Source organism: Spirosoma sp. KUDC1026, from assembly GCF_013375035.1.
Lineage (GTDB): Bacteria > Bacteroidota > Bacteroidia > Cytophagales > Spirosomataceae > Spirosoma.
In genome coordinates, this window is sequence record NZ_CP056032.1 from 265,226 (window position 1) to 282,685 (window position 17,460).

Annotated in this window: 19 protein-coding genes and 1 tRNA gene; 9 read left to right on the forward strand and 11 right to left on the reverse strand. The window is 51.8% G+C overall.

Features of this window, described 5'->3' with window-relative positions; translation table 11 throughout:
* Nucleotides 1-94: 94 nt before the first annotated feature.
* Nucleotides 95-892: a hypothetical protein gene (locus HU175_RS01120; protein WP_176564835.1), complete on the reverse strand. Its 798-nt coding sequence runs from the start codon at nt 890-892 to the stop codon at nt 95-97.
* Between the two features lie 239 nt (nt 893-1,131).
* On the opposite strand from HU175_RS01120, the gene HU175_RS01125 reads away from it, so the two are divergent.
* The 6 genes from HU175_RS01125 (at nt 1,132) to HU175_RS01150 (ending at nt 7,570) form a co-directional block, all read left to right on the forward strand.
* Nucleotides 1,132-2,463 carry a DUF2254 domain-containing protein gene (locus HU175_RS01125; protein ID WP_176564836.1) on the forward strand — a complete coding sequence of 444 codons (1,332 nt, stop codon included), beginning with the start codon at nt 1,132-1,134 and terminating at the stop codon, nt 2,461-2,463.
* 92 nt (nt 2,464-2,555) lie between these two features.
* Nucleotides 2,556-3,101, forward strand: coding sequence for a hypothetical protein (locus HU175_RS01130; RefSeq protein ID WP_176564837.1), 546 nt, complete (start codon nt 2,556-2,558; stop codon nt 3,099-3,101).
* 14 nt (nt 3,102-3,115) lie between these two features.
* The gene (locus HU175_RS01135; RefSeq protein ID WP_176564838.1) at nt 3,116-4,096 is read left to right on the forward strand and encodes a mechanosensitive ion channel family protein; all 981 of its coding nucleotides are present in this window, start codon (nt 3,116-3,118) and stop codon (nt 4,094-4,096) included.
* Between the two features lie 64 nt (nt 4,097-4,160).
* On the forward strand, nt 4,161-4,718 hold the full coding sequence (locus HU175_RS01140) for a DUF4136 domain-containing protein (RefSeq protein WP_176564839.1): 558 nt from the start codon (nt 4,161-4,163) through the stop codon (nt 4,716-4,718).
* Nucleotides 4,719-4,926: 208 nt separating this feature from the next.
* Nucleotides 4,927-6,423 (forward strand): vitamin K epoxide reductase family protein, encoded by a 1,497-nt coding sequence (locus HU175_RS01145; RefSeq protein ID WP_176564840.1) that lies wholly within the window; start codon nt 4,927-4,929, stop codon nt 6,421-6,423.
* 16 nt (nt 6,424-6,439) lie between these two features.
* Entirely contained in the window at nt 6,440-7,570 is a 1,131-nt protein-coding gene (locus HU175_RS01150; RefSeq protein ID WP_228724280.1) for an NAD-dependent epimerase/dehydratase family protein, read from the forward strand.
* A gap of 39 nt (nt 7,571-7,609) precedes the next feature.
* Here the strand turns inward: HU175_RS01150 and HU175_RS01155 are convergent, their stop codons facing one another.
* The 3 genes from HU175_RS01155 to HU175_RS01165 are packed head-to-tail and all read right to left on the reverse strand — an operon-like array spanning nt 7,610 to nt 9,591.
* The gene (locus tag HU175_RS01155) at nt 7,610-8,593 is read right to left on the reverse strand and encodes an SDR family oxidoreductase (protein WP_176564841.1); all 984 of its coding nucleotides are present in this window, start codon (nt 8,591-8,593) and stop codon (nt 7,610-7,612) included.
* A gap of 36 nt (nt 8,594-8,629) precedes the next feature.
* Nucleotides 8,630-8,986, reverse strand: coding sequence for an SPW repeat protein (locus tag HU175_RS01160; RefSeq protein ID WP_176564842.1), 357 nt, complete (start codon nt 8,984-8,986; stop codon nt 8,630-8,632).
* A gap of 23 nt (nt 8,987-9,009) precedes the next feature.
* On the reverse strand, nt 9,010-9,591 hold the full coding sequence (locus HU175_RS01165) for a vitamin K epoxide reductase family protein (protein ID WP_176564843.1): 582 nt from the start codon (nt 9,589-9,591) through the stop codon (nt 9,010-9,012).
* 218 nt (nt 9,592-9,809) lie between these two features.
* Here HU175_RS01165 and HU175_RS01170 point away from each other — a divergent pair, with 218 nt between their 5' ends.
* Entirely contained in the window at nt 9,810-11,348 is a 1,539-nt protein-coding gene (locus tag HU175_RS01170; protein ID WP_176564844.1) for a PQQ-dependent sugar dehydrogenase, read from the forward strand.
* Nucleotides 11,349-11,381: 33 nt separating this feature from the next.
* Here HU175_RS01170 and HU175_RS01175 read toward each other — a convergent pair whose 3' ends face one another.
* A complete protein-coding gene (locus HU175_RS01175) occupies nt 11,382-11,981 on the reverse strand; it encodes a phosphatase PAP2 family protein (protein ID WP_176564845.1) in 600 nt (199 codons plus the stop codon).
* 249 nt (nt 11,982-12,230) lie between these two features.
* On the opposite strand from HU175_RS01175, the gene HU175_RS01180 reads away from it, so the two are divergent.
* Complete coding sequence (locus HU175_RS01180; RefSeq protein ID WP_176564846.1) at nt 12,231-12,617, forward strand: hypothetical protein; 387 nt, start codon at nt 12,231-12,233, stop codon at nt 12,615-12,617.
* A gap of 38 nt (nt 12,618-12,655) precedes the next feature.
* Here the strand turns inward: HU175_RS01180 and HU175_RS01185 are convergent, their stop codons facing one another.
* The 3 genes from HU175_RS01185 to HU175_RS01195 form a co-directional block, all read right to left on the reverse strand.
* The gene (locus tag HU175_RS01185; RefSeq protein WP_176564847.1) at nt 12,656-12,997 is read right to left on the reverse strand and encodes a LytTR family DNA-binding domain-containing protein; all 342 of its coding nucleotides are present in this window, start codon (nt 12,995-12,997) and stop codon (nt 12,656-12,658) included.
* Nucleotides 12,998-13,456: 459 nt separating this feature from the next.
* Nucleotides 13,457-13,717, reverse strand: a complete 261-nt coding sequence (locus HU175_RS01190) for a hypothetical protein (RefSeq protein WP_176564848.1) — start codon at nt 13,715-13,717, stop codon at nt 13,457-13,459.
* A 49-nt stretch (nt 13,718-13,766) separates the two neighbouring features.
* Nucleotides 13,767-14,063 (reverse strand): hypothetical protein, encoded by a 297-nt coding sequence (locus tag HU175_RS01195; protein WP_176564849.1) that lies wholly within the window; start codon nt 14,061-14,063, stop codon nt 13,767-13,769.
* 289 nt (nt 14,064-14,352) lie between these two features.
* Between HU175_RS01195 and HU175_RS01200 the strand changes: the two genes are divergently transcribed.
* The gene (locus tag HU175_RS01200) at nt 14,353-15,045 is read left to right on the forward strand and encodes a TlpA family protein disulfide reductase (protein WP_176564850.1); all 693 of its coding nucleotides are present in this window, start codon (nt 14,353-14,355) and stop codon (nt 15,043-15,045) included.
* Between the two features lie 40 nt (nt 15,046-15,085).
* Here the strand turns inward: HU175_RS01200 and HU175_RS01205 are convergent, their stop codons facing one another.
* From HU175_RS01205 to HU175_RS01215, 3 genes are all read right to left on the reverse strand, one after another.
* Nucleotides 15,086-15,817 (reverse strand): hypothetical protein, encoded by a 732-nt coding sequence (locus tag HU175_RS01205; protein ID WP_176564851.1) that lies wholly within the window; start codon nt 15,815-15,817, stop codon nt 15,086-15,088.
* A gap of 306 nt (nt 15,818-16,123) precedes the next feature.
* The gene (locus tag HU175_RS01210; RefSeq protein WP_176564852.1) at nt 16,124-16,729 is read right to left on the reverse strand and encodes a hypothetical protein; all 606 of its coding nucleotides are present in this window, start codon (nt 16,727-16,729) and stop codon (nt 16,124-16,126) included.
* Nucleotides 16,730-17,351: 622 nt separating this feature from the next.
* Nucleotides 17,352-17,424: transfer RNA gene (locus tag HU175_RS01215), tRNA-Gly, on the reverse strand.
* Nucleotides 17,425-17,460 lie beyond the last annotated feature (36 nt).

Genomic DNA, 17,460 nt, shown 5'->3' on the forward strand with positions numbered 1-17,460 from the left:
TTTCAATACAACCCTAGTCTATAGGATTGGTTTATTTATGACCCATCTTCTGCCCATTTCCTTACAGCGTCGGGTAGGCCAGTTTCATACAGGACTAATTCAGGTTTACGCCCAGCGTCAGACCAAGCCAGGGTTTGCTGTGGTACACCCAAACGGGGTCGTTCCGGTCGGTCAGTTTACTGTATCCCAGCGCAAAACCAGCCGAAAAGCTCTTGAAGCTAAAGACACTCGACAGACCATAATTGATACCCAGCGCCTGGTACTCGTCGGGAACGGTCCCGTTCGTGTTAAAGGAGTTCACCAGCATGGGCGATACGCCAATCAGCCCACCGATACCAAAGCTGAACGACTGAATTTCCGACCGCTGGTTCCGCCGAAAGTACGTAGTGCGGTAGCGACCCACTTCAGACAGCAGCCCGATATGCACATGAAAATTCAGCGGATAATCGTTCAGTTGTCCGGGCAGGCCATCTGTGGCAAAATGGTACTGCAGCGGCATGGTTACCAGGTCAATATCAAGCCCGGAGGTCTGGTAGCGAAACCAGGGACTTTTTTCTTCGAGCTTGTTGAGCACGGGGTTGTAATGCACGAACAACGTAGCCGACGAATCCGTCTGGTCAATGGTAGCGGGGTTTCTGTCGTCGGGCCGTAGACTGGTCGCAATGAATTCCGCATATAATGTATCGCCTTTCTCATACAGAGCCGCTTTAGCCCGGTGCGGCAGGGTCTTGGAAATCACTTTCCCTTTGCTGTAGACGAACAGCTGCTGTCGGCCCGGTATAGTGAAAATCTGGTTCAGAGCCGTGATTTCACTACGTTGCCGTACGCTGGCGCAGCCTATACACGTCAGCAGCAAGCCAATAGTGGCAATGGCGGGTAGCCGTTTCTTCATCGGTATAGGTAGTGTTTAGGATACTTCTCTAATTCGTAAAGGGTTATAAAACAGAGGCCGCGAGAAAGCCTTCCTTTTCGCCGACCAGCGGCTTTTGGTACGGCTGCAAGCGCCGGTCGTTCTTACACATCTACAGGCGTTTCTTCGTTCTTTTCAGGCAAGCCCCCGGCTCAGCGTAGTCACAAATGTTGTAACCATTTCGGGCAGATACGGTTGTCATTATAGTATTTTCTATATAAATGACGAACCGTTTAAGCCAATACTGGCAACAGCTACGTGAATCGCTCTGGTTCGTACCAGGACTAATGCTCCTGGGTGCTTTCGGCCTGGCCTACAGCTTGGTTCAATTTGATGCCAGTACATCCTGGCAGGGACAGAAACAGTTTCCGCTTCTGTTTGGCGTTGGCGCCGAGGGATCGCGGGGTATGTTATCCGCCATTGCCAGTTCAATGCTGACCGTGGCTACCCTGTCCTTTTCGCTTACTCTGTCAACCATCTCGCAGGTCAGTAGCCAGTATTCCCCCCGTGTTCTACGCAACTTCATGCGGGATCGGCTCAACCAGTTCGTCATGGGGTACTTTGTCGGCACCTTCACGTATTGCCTGATTGTACTGGGGACCATTCGCGGTACCGACGAGCAGAAATTTGTGCCGGCTACGGCCGTTCTGGCCGGTCTGGTGCTAGCCCTGGGTGGTGTTATCGCGCTGATCTTCTTCATTCACCACATCGCCGAGTCGATGCAGACAGGCACGATCGTGCAGAACATCACCGACGAAACACTCGATGCCATCGATGACTTGTTTCCCAGTCGTGTTGGCGAAACCATCGATAACCCAGAACAGGCGGAAGCAGCACAACAATACGCCGAGGAGGAAATCGGCTGGCATCCGGTTGTAGCCAGCCACTCGGGTTACCTGCAACATATCGATACCAAACAGTTGCTGAAGTGGGCTTCCCGCCATAAGGTTGTTATCCGGGTCGAAAAGCAGATTGGCGGCTTTGTGGCGCAGGACGATACGGTATTTAGTGTACGCAGCGACATGACCCGGCCTGATCCCGCTGAACCCGACTGGCCCGATAACCTGCTGAACCTTGTCAACATTGGCCGGCACCGCAGCGTCGAGCAGGACGTTAGTTTTGGTATTCAGCAGCTGGTCGATGTGGTCCTGAAGGCTCTATCGCCCGGCATTAACGACACTACCACAGCCGTTATGGCCGTGGATCAGCTCAGTAGTATCTGCGAGCAACTGGCCAAACGCACCTATCCGGGGCCTCTCCGCTCCGACGGGCACCAGTTTCGGATGCTGACCTATTCAGCTACGTTTACCAACTACATTCAGCTAGCCTTTGATTTACCGCGTATCAATGCCAAGGGAAACCACGCCGTGCTACGTCGTCTGCTACGGGCGCTGGTGCTCGTGGGAAATCATGCCCAAACAGATGAGCGGAAGGCTGTGGTAAAGGAGCAGATTCGACTACTACTGGAGCAGGGTGACGCGACACTGGCGACCTCTTACGAAAAGCAACAGCTAGGAGCCCTGCACAAAGAGATTCGGGAAGACTGGTTTTGAGTCTCAAACAGCAACGACCTTCGGGCAGTTCTACTTAGTAACTGAACCATCCGTTATAGTTCAATCCGTAAAAACAACAAATCACTAATCCAATGACTACCAATTCCTCAACGACAGTCTGGTACCGTCAGTACGCTGTCCTGTATACCGCTATTGCCGTACTTATCATTGCATCTGCTTATCTGCTTTTCCGCAACTGGCAGCTCAACAACGAGTTTGAGCAGGAGCGGACCAATCTGCGCACGGCAGTTCAGCAGAACCAGCTGGCCAACGACCGGCAACAACTCACTTTTGGTCTGAAGGCGTTCGTGTGGGCTGTCCGGAATGCCTTACTCCAGAATAAAGCTGGCGAAGTCAACGAATATTTTAATACGCTGGTGAAAGACCGCGGGGTTAGAGAGGTGCTGTTGGTTGATACGGCGGGGAAAATCACCATCTCCACCAACAAGAAAAACCAGGGCACTACGTTCGAGGGGCGCTTTCCAGCCTATCTACTCCAGCAACAGGGCGTGTATTTCAATCCAAAGAAACCCTACGAGCTTTCGGCCCCCATCACCGCCCCCAACCAGCGAATGGGCACATTGGTCATGTTTTATAACCCGGCTCCTATTCTTCCGGATTCGCTATCAGCCAATTAGTCCACCGCTACCCTATGCTCACGTTATTAATGTATTTACAGCCGAAGACAGATCCGGTAAATGAGCCGCCATTTACGCTGAACGATGGGTTTGTTTTGTTCTGGCGTACGGTGCGCGACTTTTTGAAAGGCTCAGTCGAACGGTTACCGTATCTGCTGGTTGGCCTGTTTGTTTTTTTACTCTTCTGGGTACTGGGTAAAGTAGTCCAGAAAGTAATCAACAAAGTAGCTGTTCAGACCCACGCTATTGACAACATGCTGGCGAACCTTGTTAGCCGTATTGTTGGTATGCTCATTACGATTCTCGGTTTTCTGGTAGCCTGTGTTGTGATCTTTCCTTCGTTTAAACCCGGCGATATTATCGCTGGCCTCGGGATTACGTCTGTAGCTATCGGGTTTGCCTTCAAGGACATTCTACAGAATTTTTTCGCCGGCTTGCTGATTCTCTGGCGTCGGCCGTTCCGGGTTGGCGATCAGATTCGGGTGAAGGAGTTCGAAGGTACCGTCGAAGACATCAACATGCGGTCGACCCGTCTGAAAACCTATGACGGGGAGCGGGTAATTTTACCCAACGGCGATGTGTACACCAGTTCAATAACTGTCCGTACGGCCTTTGACAAGCGCCGGGTAAAATTTGTGGTGGGGATCGGTTACCCCGACTCGATCGAAGAAGCCCGGCAGGTTATTCACCACGTACTGGCTGGTGTTGATGGCGTATTGACCGAGCCCGCTCCCTGGGTGTACGTATCAGAACTGGCCGGTTCCTCCGTTAATCTGACGGTTTATTTCTGGACAGAATCTCATCAGGCCAACGTTTTAAAAATAAGCGATCAGGTAGTTACTCAGATCAAGCTGGCGCTTGACAAAGCCAGTATCGACATGCCGTACCCACATACGGTTGTTCTGCTCGAACAGCAACCCAGCGGACCGGCTATTCTTTCACGCCCCGCCCTACCCGCGCAGAAAACTCTGGCCAACAATTCGAAAGACCAGTAGTTATACTTAGTAAGGCGTCTAGTTATTAGTTCTGTCGCTGTTCATTTAACTAACTCAACATAAGATGAAAACTGTATTCTTTGCGCTGGCTCTGCTCCTGACCGCTACGTTAACCCAGGCCCAACAAATGACAACGGACGTCGATCAGGCAACGGACGTCAATTTTGATAAATACAAAACCTACGCCTGGGCGTCGCAGGTTGACAGTAAACTTGATCCGGGCCTTTATTTTCTCAATGACCTGGAGCTGAAAAAACGAATTCGTGATGCTGTTGCCTTCTCATTGGATGGGCGCGGGTATAAGTTCACGCGGAATTCCCCAGATCTTCTAGTCAACTTCCGCGTGTTTGATAAACCGACCAAAATCGAAGGATACGAAAGCTACGGTGTTTCTTATTTCGGCGCGAACGAAATCCGGGAGCCCGAGGATAAAAAAACGTTTGAAGTGCCAGCCGGCTCCGTCATTCTGAATCTGGTCGATACCAAAAGCGGTCAGGTGATCTGGCGTGGGATCTCGTCGGGTTTAACCAACACGAACGGTTTTGACCGGGATGAGAACAAGGTCAAACAGGCCATCAATCTGCTGTTTGAGAAGTACTCGTACCGGGCCGATAAATACTAATTGCCCCTAGTCCATACCGGCGGGCTATTCTGGAGATTGTTCATGAACAAATTCCAGAGTAGCCCGCCGGCTTTTTATACTTCCCATCACCGCAATCTTGCCCCTGACTGTGTACAGAATTCCGGAAAATCAGTGTAAGATTCTGGTATTCTGCCGGTTTTACAAACCACCGGTAGTCTACTGAGTTGTTTTAAAAACGGCTTTACTAATGGAACAGATGGGTAATCGAGGGGTTACGCGCCCCATGATGCACGAACCGGACAAGCAGCAGGACCACGACAACGGGCATGACATGATGATGAGCCCGCAGCAACGTACCGACATGCTGAACAGCCACCAGATGCAAACCCTCTGGATCTACTGGCTGGTTATTATGTTGGGGGTGTGGGTGCTGGTCAGTCCGTTTACCTTCGATTACGCCAAAAACCCGGTGATGCCCAGTGGAGGGCGTCCGGTCTGGCTGTCGCTGCCAGATCGGATAGAAGCCTTGCGATGGAGTGATATTATCAGTGGTGTGCTTCTTATTGTTTTCGGGTATCGATCGCTACGACCCAACCGCCCTGTCAGTGTCTGGATCTGCTGCTTCGTTGGCATCTGGCTCAGCATGGCGCCACTCGTTTTATGGTCGCCCTCGGCTGCTGCCTATCTGAATGATACGTTGGTTGGCGTACTCGTTATTGGCCTGACTATTCTCATTCCGGGTATGCCCAACATGATCATGTACATGGAAATGGGCCCCGACACCCCGCCCGGCTGGTCGTACAATCCGTCGAGTTGGCCCCAGCGCTGGATCATGATCGTGCTGGGTTTTCTGGGCTGGCTGGTATCCCGCTACCTGGCCGCTTTTCAGCTGGGTTACCTGAGCCACCCCTACGATCCGTTCTTTGGCGACAGCACGATCCACGTCCTGAATTCAGCCATGTCGCACGCGCTGCCGGTTTCCGACGGCGGCCTGGGCTCGTTTGCTTATACGTTCGAGTTTCTGATGGGCTGGATGGGCAGTTCGGCCCGCTGGCGTACCATGCCCTGGATGGTTACGTTCTTTGGTATTCTGGTTATTCCGCTCGGGCTGGTCCATATCTTTCTAGTCATTTCGCAGCCGCTCGTAGTCGGGTACTGGTGTACGTTCTGCATTCTGGCGGCCGTCATCATGATGCCTATGATTCCGCTGGAGGTGGATGAAGTTATCGCTATGGTGCAGTACATGAAGCAGCGCATCAGCAAAGGCGAAAATTTCTGGAAAGTATTCTGGCGGGGCGGTGGTGTCGATGGCGGCTCAACGGATGAGCGGTCGCCAACAATCATGAGCTTCCCGCAGCAGCAGAACACCGTTTTTCAGGCGTCGATCTGGGGGATGAGCTTTCCCTGGACTTTAGCGCTGTCGGTCGCACTGGGTATCTGGCTGGTGTTCTCGCCGGCCGTTTTCGGGGTAGCCATCCAGACACCCACGGCTAGTTTGAACCACCTGTGCGGAGCCCTGATCGTAGTTGTCGCAGTTATCAGTATGGGCGAGGTGCTACGGATGGGCCGGTATCTGAATGTGCTGCTGGGGCTAACCGTAGCCGGTGGAATCTGGTTTATAGATGGTGTACCTAGTATACTGGCCACGAATTGCCTGGTCGTCGGTTTGCTGATTGCCGCTTTAGCCATTCCCCGTGGGCAGATCAAGGAGCACTACGGCGACTGGGATCAATACGTTAAATAAACCTGAGTAGATAACTATGATGAATCAACCAAGTAGCCAGCCGTCGAACGAGTCAAATCCGCCTGCAGGTGCTAATCAGAAAGGGGTTGTCCTGGTGACGGGTAGCAGCGGCCTTATTGGCAGCGCCCTGATCCGGAAACTGGCGAACGAGTTTACGCTCATCGGTTTTGATCATGCCGGGCCACCTTATCCGCCCAAAGAAGCCGTTTGCATCAGCAACGATATTACCGACCCGGAAAATATCAAACAGTCGCTGGAAAAAGTACGGGAGCAGTTTGGCAACCGGATTGCGTCGGTCGTACACCTGGCGGCCTACTACGATTTTTCCGGTGAACCCAGCCCCTTGTACGAAAAAATGACCGTTCAGGGCACAAAGCATCTGCTGGCGGCACTCCAGTCATTCGAGGTGGAGCAGTTCATTTTCTCCAGCAGCATGCTGATTTACAAACCCACAACGCCCGGTCACCCCCTCGACGAATCGGCTCCGCTGGACCCCGCCTGGGATTATCCAAAATCGAAAGTCGACACGGAAGAGATTATCCTGAAGGAACACGGCCAAATTCCAGTATCCATTCTACGGGTGGCGGGTGCATACAACGAGATGGGGAACTCCGTTCCGGTTGTTCACCAGATTCAGCGGATTTACGAGCGGACCTTCACCAGTCATTTTTACTCGGGCGATACGCATTCGGGCAACTCATACATCCACCTCGACGACATTGTCGACGCCATCGAACTGACCATTCAAAAACGGCACCAGCTCCCATCCGAAACAATTTATAATATTGGCGAAAGCCAGTCGGTGAGCTATGCCGAGATTCAGGAAACCACCGCCCGAATCCTGTACGGTACCGACTGGATGACGATCGAACTGCCCAAGTTTCTGGCGAAAGTGGGTGCAGCCGCTCAGGATCTGGTCAGCGATCCGTTTATTAAACCCTGGATGATCGACCGGGCCGACGATCATTACGAACTCAATATCGACAAAGCCAGACAGGAACTAGGCTGGACGCCCAAACACAGCCTGAGCGATACGTTACCTGATATCGTCATTAACCTGAAAAAAGACCCGGTAGCCTGGTACCAGGAGAATGATCTGGAACTGCCGAACGACTTACAGGAAAAAGCAGGAGCCCCGGCAGACTAGTAAATTATTGGTCTGCCGGGACAACAACGGTTGGCCTGGTTACTTTTTGGCTAAGGCAATACCGGCCACGAGTGCCAGCCCCAACGCCAGTAAGGAAAACTTGTTTTTGGCCGCCCAGAACTGCGGGCTCGCCGACCAGGACTTATCGTCGAACGGGCCATGCGCACCGTGATCACCGGGGATGGGTTCCCACAGGTTGTCGCTCCGCTTTGGGTCCTCGGGTTCGTCGGTCATCTGTCCATCAAAGCCGGTTTTGGCCAGTACATAGTCCGCAAACCAGGGGGCAATCTTGTTGCCAACAATAGCCTGCACCGTTGGCCAGCCGATGTAATACTCCCGATGGTTTCGCTTACTGGCGTACACTACACCTCGAGCCGCCACTTCAGGCTGATAAATGGTTCCCATTGGCCGGGGCTTGCGGGGGAGTTTAGAGCGGACAAAGCCAAACTGGGTCGTGTTCATGGCCGGCAACTGCACCATGCAGGTTTTGATGTTGCTTTTGTCGTGCAGCAGTTCCGTCCGGAGCGAATCGTAAAAGCCTTCAATCGCATGTTTGGACGCGCAGTAGGCCGACTGCAGGGGAATACCGCGATACGCCAGGGCCGACCCGACGAAAACGATACTGCCCTGGTCGCGCGTCTGCATCCGTTTCAGCGCGGCCAGCGCACCATTTACCTGCCCCAGGTACGTTACGTCGGTTACGCGCTTGTATTCGCCCGGCGTCATCTCTTTGACAGGCGCGAATACGCTGATCATTGCGTTGTTCACCCAAACATCGATCGGGCCGAGCTTTTCCTCGATTTCGCTGGCAGCCTTGTCCACAGCTTCCCCGTCGGCTACGTCGAGCTGGCAGATCAGCGCCCGCCCGCCGTAGGCTTCGACTTCGCGCTTCGCGCCTTCCAGCCCGTCAATACCCCGGGCGATGAGGGCAACATCGGCCCCTTCTTTGGCAAATTCCCGGACAATGGCCCGACCCAACCCGGCCGAAGCCCCCGTAACGACAACTACTTTCTTGTTTTCCATTGAGTAAATCAGTTAACCGTTTTTTGGCGCTAGTCGCTACGTTAGGCGGCTCGCGTCCTGTTCATGCTTTGGCTTATCAGCGAACAGCGATTGCCACCCGCCACCGAATTCGTCAGTACGCAGGCCACCAAGCAGCGCCATGATGACGACAAGAGTCCCCATCCCCATTTCGTTCAGGATCGACCGGGTATTTTCGTTCCCCAGCACCCAGGGAGCTATCAGCAGCCAGACACCAGCCAGTACGTTCAGGTAGCGGAAATCGCGCATGGATTCGCTGATAGCAATCATGGCGATGGAGGCAATGATCGGGCCCATGATGTGCTCGTTAGAAGCTATTGGTTTGAGCAGTTGGAAAACAGCGGGCGAGGCCATCAGCCATATTCCAATAGACATATTTATGATTCTTGGCCACATAGTCAGGCTAGTTTGGCACTGATTTCTTTGTCGCCCCAGAACGCTTTCCAGACCGACATACCACTCCGTTTCACGCGCTGCAGATACTGCAGACTAGCCAGCACCTCGTCCATTGCCGGGCCGATCATGATGATAGAAATCACGGCCGACGCCATACACAGGCTGCACCAGGCATCGAAAAGCACAGGCTGGGCAATCACCAGAAACAAACTGGTGACTCCCAGCGGGCCAACCGCCACGCCGAAAAGCACAACAATCCAAGGCATGGTTTTCCAGCGTTTTATTTTTCCAACAACCCCACTAATGGCGTCAATCAGGTATCCGATCGCGCCCAGGAGCGCATCAGGAATGGGCAGTACTTTGGACAAGGGTGAATTCAGAATTTTCTTACTGGAAGCCGATCCGAAAATGGGGTCCCACACATCGGGAATGATACGTAACTGATAGAGCCCCAGATACAGCGAGATCAGCAGGCCAACAACGGCGATCACAACGAGCGGTACACGTTCAGGCCAGCTCGATGGATTGTAGGTCCAGCCGGGCGGATGGTTCGACAGATGGGCAGAGTGATGAGTATCGGCCATGAACGAAAGCGCTATTCAGAAAACAGACCGTCTCCAGCAGGTAACCAGTCAATAAGACAACCTCTTTCAGGACTGACTTACCCGATAATTTGTTTATTTCTGATTATCTGGGTTTCGGAAACTCCCCGGCGGCTACCTGTTCTTACGATCACTTTACCCGCATCGCTCAAACATTTCCCTGTCCGAGCGGCTCTATTGATGAAACAACTTCAGCCTGCGTGTTACGTTCTCTCCTGTTACTATTCCTCTCTGTTTTTGCTCAGATCGTTCGGGCACAAACCTATATCAGTCCCCGCGGGGAAACGTTTACCCGGCGGATCGTTGCAGATAAACTCAGCGACCCCTGGGAGATCACGTATGGGCCCGACAAGTTTCTGTGGATTACTGAAGCAAAGGGGTATATCGTTAGCCGTATTGACCCGGCGACGGGCGTTAAACGGGTGTTGCTTGACCTGACCAACGAACGGCAGTTTCCTCGTTACGACCTCGTGCCCGACGAGCAGGACGGAGGGAAACCATGGCCGCAGGGTGGCCTGATGGGTATGGCACTTCACCCCCGGTTGCTCCAGGATAAACCGTACGTCTATCTGGCTTATCTGTACATGTACGAAGGCGCCGACAAACCGGGTGACGGTGGTCGGCCTAATCACGGCGGTTACTATTTCCGAACCCGGCTGGTACGTTATGAATACAACCAAACGGCTCAGCAACTAACAAAACCTCTTATCCTCTGCGATACCATTCCGGGCAGCAACGACCATAATTCCGGTCGGTTACTGATTGCCCCTGTCAACGGCAAACCTTACCTGTTTTACACGGTCGGAGACTTGGGTGCTGGTCAGTACGCAAACGCCGGACGCCCAAACCACGCCCAGCAAGTCGACGTGTATGAAGGCAAAGTATTACGTTTTAATCTGGAACCCGACGCCAGTCAGACTAGTAGCGACCAATGGATTCCTGATGATAACCCGTTCAATACCCGCCGGCAAAACGCCGTCTGGAGCTACGGCCATCGGAATGCCCAGGGGCTAACCCACGCCCGTATTGGTGGTCAGGAACGGCTGTATGCCTCAGAACACGGGCCGGTTGGCGATGACGAGATCAACCTGATCGAAAAAGGCAAGAACTATGGTCATCCGCTGGTAATTGGCTACAACGACGGCAATTACAATGGACTGGCCGCTGGCGTTACCGAACACGACAGCCTGCCGGGCATCTGGAACACAACCTACCCAACGATCACCAGCGAGCAGAACAACGCCAGCGCCATAGGTCCTGCTACGTTCCGGGAGCCGATTAAAAGTCTGCATCCGCTCCCGGCCGATACACTCCAGTACGCTTTTGTCAAGATTCGCACCAAAGACCCGAACCAACCCGACTGGCCTGCCGAAGCACCCAGCAGCCTGGCGGTCTATACATCTGATGCTATTCCCGGCTGGAAAAACTCGCTCCTCCTGTCCACCCTGAAAACAGGGCAGCTCATCCGGTTACAACTGTCGCCCGATGGCAGTCAGGTTACCGGCGATACACTAACGTATTTTAAAGCACCGATCCGGTACCGTGACATAGCCCTATCGCCGGATGGTACCAGACTGTACCTGGCCACCGACAGCTCGCTGGTAACGTCCGGCCCCTCCGGCGAAGCGACTAAAGAAACCGTTTGTCGGGGATGCATTCTTGAATTCACGTATCAGAAGAGCGCGTCGAGCCCAACCCCCGATCGACTGGTGCCGGACAGACGAAAAAAGCGCCGGTAAGCGTCAACCCAACAGACTCTGCCTCAACGCAGCTTAATTAACCAGCCAGATGCAACCCGCCCCGGCAACTGATCCCAACAGAAAGCCCGCGATGACCTCGCTCACCGTATGTCGACGTAACACAAGTCGCGACGCCGTAATCAGCAGCGCGAAAAGACCCATCACGATTCCGCCCGTTGGACTAATGGAGTAAATAACCCAGGCCAGGAAAAATGACAGAGCGGTGTGCAGCGACACTTTGATAACATAATTGAGGACATAGGCACTAACGAGCAGCGCCAGCACGCAGAGCGTTCCGAGCCAGATTGGTCGCGGCTGATCAGTTATAAATTGGAGTAAGGTCGTTACGCTCAACAGACCGATCAGTATCGGGTAAAACTGAGTGCGCTGCCCCTGGTGGGATACGTCAAAGTTGGTGTAATGGCCCCGCTTAACCTGCCGGTAATTGTGCCAGCAGATAGGAACTACCATTCCTCCAAGCAGCAGGACACTCAGTACAAGCGCATTCTGGCGAGGCAGCCGCTGAAATGCTATGTACAGCGAGAAGAGGGACAACGTAACAAGCGGGTGTCCGATGATAGAGATTAGCCGAGCCGTTTTCTGGAGCAAGGAGAGCGTCAGTTTCTCCGGCAAATTACGACGGAATCAGAGACGCACAACGGGTCTCATTTGTTGCTAAAGCCGCCAAATTCGTACACTGAAAGTTCAACCTGTTTTTAGGTCATGCTCGGGTCATCTGGCAATTACCCGTCCAGAAAGTGAGCCGTTTTCGAAATTGTTAGTTCGTGGTCAGCCGTTTGCCGTATAATTGAAAATAAAGCAATTAAAAAGGCGTTAAGCCGGGCGGGAAGTTGTAGTTGTTACTACTATCCAACTAGCGCCGTGGAAACTAAACACGTACTCATGATCGACGATGATGAAGACGACTTTCTGCTGCTTCAGATAGCCTTCCAGCAACATGCCCCCTGGCTCAAACTAACCTGGTTTGAATCGTCCGATGCTTTTCTAAGCTCCAGGGTCTGGCTGCATCAGCCAATTCATCTATTTGTATTCGATTTGCTGATCGGCGAAAACGAACCCCATTGGCAGGCCGACCTTCGTCAGCAGATCGGCTGCGAGGCTGTACCTATGGTGATTCATTCGGGCAGTGAACTGGCGGGTAATCGGGATGATATGCTTGACGAAGGAGCAGTCGATTTTCTGGTAAAACCCTCAACCACCGATGAAACTAGACAGGTTGTTGAGCGAATGCTGTTGCATGTAGCTTAGTAACTGATTCTACAAAGCGTATTGAAGACGGATTATGACTAGGCTACCGTTTCGGCAGTTTTAGTCAGCCAGGAGGCTTTGTTTTGCCACAATTTCATCATCACCTCTTTCGTCCGGCGTCTGCTGATGGGTACCGACTTACCGCCAATATATACACTGGCCTTTTCCTGATCCGCAACGATTACCTTCTCAATGTATTTCGGGTTGATGGCGTAGCGCTTATGTATACGAATAAAATTCTGCAGCTGCTCAGTACACTCTTTCAACGTCTTACAGATGACTAACTGGGGGGCGTCGACAAAGTGGATAAAAGTATAATTAACATCGCCGGTCAGTAATGCAATCCGGTCTGCCTGATCGATTAGTTTAGGGAGTGCCATCAGTTTTTCATAGTTGTTGAAACTTAACTTACGATATAAGCCGCCGGATGGATTGTTCCGGCTACTTATCAACCATGAGTAAGCGATTTGAATCAACAAGCTTTCTCCGCATATGTTTTAAACCACCTGATGACAAAGCCCGGCAGACTACTCGCTCCAAAGTGATCAGCTGCTTCTTTGGGTGATCCAGCCCCACCGGTACGTTCGGGGGCTGACTGATAACGTCTGATAACGGCAGCGATACCGCGCCTATTGACTGACGTCATCGCCTGTGCGGACCGTTGCATGAATCGAGCACCAGGCCCGGCGATTCTATTCTACTACGTAGTATTTATTGTGCCTCCGTGGTAGACGTATTGCCAACACGCACTTTATTTCCTCTGTCTGTATAGACCGGGCCAATCAGACAGAGCTTTCTTTCGGGGAGAAAACTGGAAAGGCAAAAGCTGGTGCCCGTGTTTACAGGCTTACCGATGCGTCAGCGTAGTCGGGATTCGTGTCAACGTGCTGCTGTAGCGCCCAATCTCTTATTCCTGTCAGCGCCAGCGCGGCCGACCGCTGACTTGCCTCTACATCGCTGTAAAGTCGCTGGAGATACATCCGGGTTGCCGCTGGCAGGTCAAGAAATACGCTGTATTCGTTAACATGCTGAACACCAGTTGGTAGGGCAGTGGTGGCAAAGAAATCGACTAATGTCTGATGGTCATCGCTAAGCTTCATACTACAAAGCTAGGGCGCTATTTGCTCTTATCTATGGAAATTAGACATATTAATCGCTAATGCCACCCAGTTCCGGCTCTTCCCCGAGGAGTTCAGTTGCTTCCTCGGCGGGCGTCAGGGGTTCCCGCTGATCAAGGTCAAAATCCAGCCTTGCCTGCTGCAAACTCATCCGCATACCCTCCCGGTTTGACCGCTCCAAAGCATCCGACGTAACGCTGTCTACGATCTCGCGGGTAGCCCCCTGAACGCGGGCCTGAATCAGCGCGATTGCTTCATCCATGTCCAGCTCCCCCCTGTTTACATCACCGAGCCAGGAATAGAGATCATCTTGAAAGGTTTGGTCCATCGACGTAACAATTTGTTTCTACTCTAACTCAGATTAACGCCTGCCAGTTAGATTCGCGATTCATTTTTGCCGCTGCGCCATTGTTTGTCTGCGACGATCCAGGTGCCTATTCAGACGCGTTATAGTTTGGCGGGATGCCGATCAGGAGTTGGTCGAGGGGGCGTTGGTAGGGTCCAGTAACCTCCTTCCAAAAAACTGGCGGGATAAACCGAAAAAGGCATCAAGACGACTGCGATTTATGCTACCTTCGATTTATTTACCGTGCCTGTTCACTGAACCCTTCACACTAATGCTCAACAAACGCCTGCTATCCCTAACTATTTCGTGCCTGTTTGCCTGCATGGCCTACGGCCAATCTACCAAGCCAAAGGTCTATATTGATCCCAAAGGACAACGGTATTCGCGGACACAGTTTGATAGTATTACTGCGGCCAACAGGGGCAAACCTATTGCCACCATTGACGTAACCGAGAAGGACAAGGAGACGGAGATTACCTTCGAGGTGATGGCCGTAAATCCTAATGATGCCTTTCGGGAAAAATGGGTTGGGAAACCATTACCTACTTTTTCATTGAAGGATCGTCAGGGCAACGTTTATAGCAACGCATCACTGAAGAATAAGTTGATTGTGATCAATTTTTGGTCGACCACCTGTATTCCATGTCTGAAAGAAATGCCGGTGCTCAGCGATCTGGAGGCTAAGTACAAAGGGGATAAGATTGTGTTTATTGCGCCTGCTCCGGAGTCGGCCGAGCAGGTAAACCGGATCTTGTCGAAACGAAAATTTACTTATACAGTACTGCCGAAAGCAGAACCCCTATTCTCGGCCTTAACTATTGAAGGGTATCCCTATCATTTTGTGGTTGATCAGGCCGGGATCATTCAGGCCATTTTTTCGGGGGCGTCCATTAATCCACAGACAAATCAACCGATTGTCGACGAGCGTCTTGTAGAGGCAATTGATCAAGCTCTGACGAAGTGATTTTTCTTTATTAACCGACCGATAGTTTCGTGAGCAACTATCAAATAGGTTTGTACTTATCCAGGTAAGTCTCATACTGCCACTCTGCCTGAGCAGGTGCTCCAGTGCTAGTTATCTGGGAAAAAGTAATTAACAGATAATCCCTGGGGTTCAGGTTATCCCGTTGAAGTACCTGGTAAGGAAGGCCGGAGTTGTCTACAATAACTGTGTAGGTGATGTCTTTAGCCATATCCAGCTTCTCTAAAACGCCAAACCGACCCATCATGTAATTGTGCAGGGTGAAACTACCCATCCGGAAAGGCTTCCCATTGATGAGGGTATCCCCAGTACGTTTGACCCAGTCCTTACGGCTGATAACCTGGGGTAGGAAATGCTTTAAGGTGTAGAAGGAGTTAACAAAAAAGGTCTCGCTCCGGAAGGTTGTCTTACTTGGCTTTGCCGTCAGTTGAATCGTTTTCTTTTTCTTATCGATGTAGAAATACTGACTGCCGTTAAAAACGGTCTGATAGTCTGCATTGCCCTGGATAAATCGGGCGCCAAGAAGCGGCTCTTTTGCATCAAACTCGATATAAACCCTCAACTCGGTTTGTCGCTGGTACCCCTCTGAGAAGTAGTTGATGCTAATGTGGTTATCATAGTTCAGCTGATCGATCGTGTCCAGCCTGGCCAGAACTTTCGAGAAAACAAAGTTCGCATCGACCTGTTGACCGAAGGCGTTGGGCAGGTTAATAAGGATACACAGAGCGATTAAGACGAGTAGTAACGGCTTCACACAGCAGCAATTAGCGTTCTGGTAGCTAACGGCACCAGGCTATCGGTAGTATGTGCAGAGACGTCTTTGGCCATACTATGACTTTGCAGAAAACGGATGGTTGGTACACCATTCGTCATCATTGGTAGGCCAATTAAGCTTTTCTGATAATTGCCCTCATCGTTTTGTATGAAAAAGCCCGGCTACTTACGTAGTCGGGCGCTGATTTTATGGCGGTGTTCATACTGCCCATGGCTCGCTACTTTCCGGTAAAGACGATTGAGTAGAGCAGACAGGTAACTGATGGTTGCTAACGGCGACAAATGCCTACTTGCGAAACGTAGTCACGGCCTCTTCGTAAATCCGTACACCCGGTATCTCCCGAATACCATCAGCAATAGCCGCTTTGATCGCGCCCTCATCGATAATCCAATAGCCGTTCGGAATTTGGTTGCGATCGACCACCTCAAACGTCCAGCGCATCTGTACGCCTTTGGGCTTGTCGATGACAGCCACCTTCGGTGTTAGCCAGTTGGTATCGTCCGAGTGATTGACAACAGCCTGCTGAGCGGCCTCGGCTAGTTGATGTTCCCGTATACGTAACATCTCCCGATTATAATGCTCAACGGCGTCTTTCAATGGCTGCATAGCCGACAGGATAGGCGCTGTTAGCTGCTTTTCGAGCTCCATCCAGTCGTGCTTCTGGTGGTCGAGTTGCCGAGTGATTTTAAGTCGTTCGGCTGCCACAAGTTTGATCAGATCGTGCCCCTGTGCGACATGCTTGATGAGAGCCTCCTGCTGCTCAGCGCTCCCGCAAACCGCCGGTTGGCGACGCAGGAAGGTAACGTAATCGTTAAGGGTCGCTTCCAGCAGCTCGCGGCCGTTGGAGTCGGTTAAGGAAAGGGCGGTGTTTGGCTGGGAGGGTTTACTCATACTGCAACAACTAAAGCCCGTTATAAATGTTATCTAGCTCATGTAACTACAACCGGTGTAGGCCTGAGCTGACAAGTAACACTATCATCGTGGTTCGCTTTTCGGTATGTAGACAACCGGTGTGGATAATCCCCCCTCCTATCGACTGTACTCCTTCCTGCTAATCCTATCACCTTCGCTGGGCAATACATAAAAATCGCCCTTTTTAGCGCGGAATTGCCATCATAATGACCATAATTCTGAAATTGGCGAGCCGCTGAATATGGCTAGATAATTACCTGGTCATGCCCTTTTCAGTTACCCGCTGCACACTTTCCAGTACGTTCGACAGCAGGTCGAGCCCCATCAGTCGTATTACCTTTTCAACAGCTGGCTAGAATGATTCGCCAGCTAGTTTCTGATGGTGTCACTGTCAGAACCTATGTATACGCGTTGACTTCGACTCCATTAAAAAGAAGCCATTGAGACTTACAAAGGAAGCATTCACCGCCAGCAGCCTACGTCAGGCACCCTGTCTCTACCTGATGTCAACTTACTTAGTCAATCAGAGTAAGGTATTGACTTGTTTTATTAAAACGAAAACAGTCGATCAGCAGCTAAGCGAATCGACTGTCTTTCAATGAGCGGGAGACGAGTCTCGAACTCGCGACCTGCAGCTTGGGAAGCTGCCGCTCTACCAACTGAGCTACTCCCGCCTGGAGAAAGGCAAACATACGTTTAAGTCAGGGATT

Excerpts from the sequence above, each read along its gene's own strand:
- HU175_RS01185 (WP_176564847.1), bottom strand. The coding sequence starts at position 12,997 with ATGGCACTCCCTAAACTAATCGATCAGGCAGACCGGATTGCATTACTG.
- HU175_RS01125 (WP_176564836.1), top strand. The coding sequence starts at position 1,132 with ATGACGAACCGTTTAAGCCAATACTGGCAACAGCTACGTGAATCGCTC.
- HU175_RS01135 (WP_176564838.1), top strand. The coding sequence starts at position 3,116 with ATGCTCACGTTATTAATGTATTTACAGCCGAAGACAGATCCGGTAAAT.
- HU175_RS01150 (WP_228724280.1), top strand. The coding sequence starts at position 6,440 with ATGATGAATCAACCAAGTAGCCAGCCGTCGAACGAGTCAAATCCGCCT.
- HU175_RS01155 (WP_176564841.1), bottom strand. The coding sequence starts at position 8,593 with ATGGAAAACAAGAAAGTAGTTGTCGTTACGGGGGCTTCGGCCGGGTTG.
- HU175_RS01145 (WP_176564840.1), top strand. The coding sequence starts at position 4,927 with ATGGAACAGATGGGTAATCGAGGGGTTACGCGCCCCATGATGCACGAA.
- HU175_RS01120 (WP_176564835.1), bottom strand. The coding sequence starts at position 892 with ATGAAGAAACGGCTACCCGCCATTGCCACTATTGGCTTGCTGCTGACG.
- HU175_RS01195 (WP_176564849.1), bottom strand. The coding sequence starts at position 14,063 with ATGGACCAAACCTTTCAAGATGATCTCTATTCCTGGCTCGGTGATGTA.
- HU175_RS01190 (WP_176564848.1), bottom strand. The coding sequence starts at position 13,717 with ATGAAGCTTAGCGATGACCATCAGACATTAGTCGATTTCTTTGCCACC.
- HU175_RS01130 (WP_176564837.1), top strand. The coding sequence starts at position 2,556 with ATGACTACCAATTCCTCAACGACAGTCTGGTACCGTCAGTACGCTGTC.
- HU175_RS01160 (WP_176564842.1), bottom strand. The coding sequence starts at position 8,986 with ATGTCTATTGGAATATGGCTGATGGCCTCGCCCGCTGTTTTCCAACTG.
- HU175_RS01200 (WP_176564850.1), top strand. The coding sequence starts at position 14,353 with ATGCTCAACAAACGCCTGCTATCCCTAACTATTTCGTGCCTGTTTGCC.
- HU175_RS01140 (WP_176564839.1), top strand. The coding sequence starts at position 4,161 with ATGAAAACTGTATTCTTTGCGCTGGCTCTGCTCCTGACCGCTACGTTA.
- HU175_RS01165 (WP_176564843.1), bottom strand. The coding sequence starts at position 9,591 with ATGGCCGATACTCATCACTCTGCCCATCTGTCGAACCATCCGCCCGGC.
- HU175_RS01210 (WP_176564852.1), bottom strand. The coding sequence starts at position 16,729 with ATGAGTAAACCCTCCCAGCCAAACACCGCCCTTTCCTTAACCGACTCC.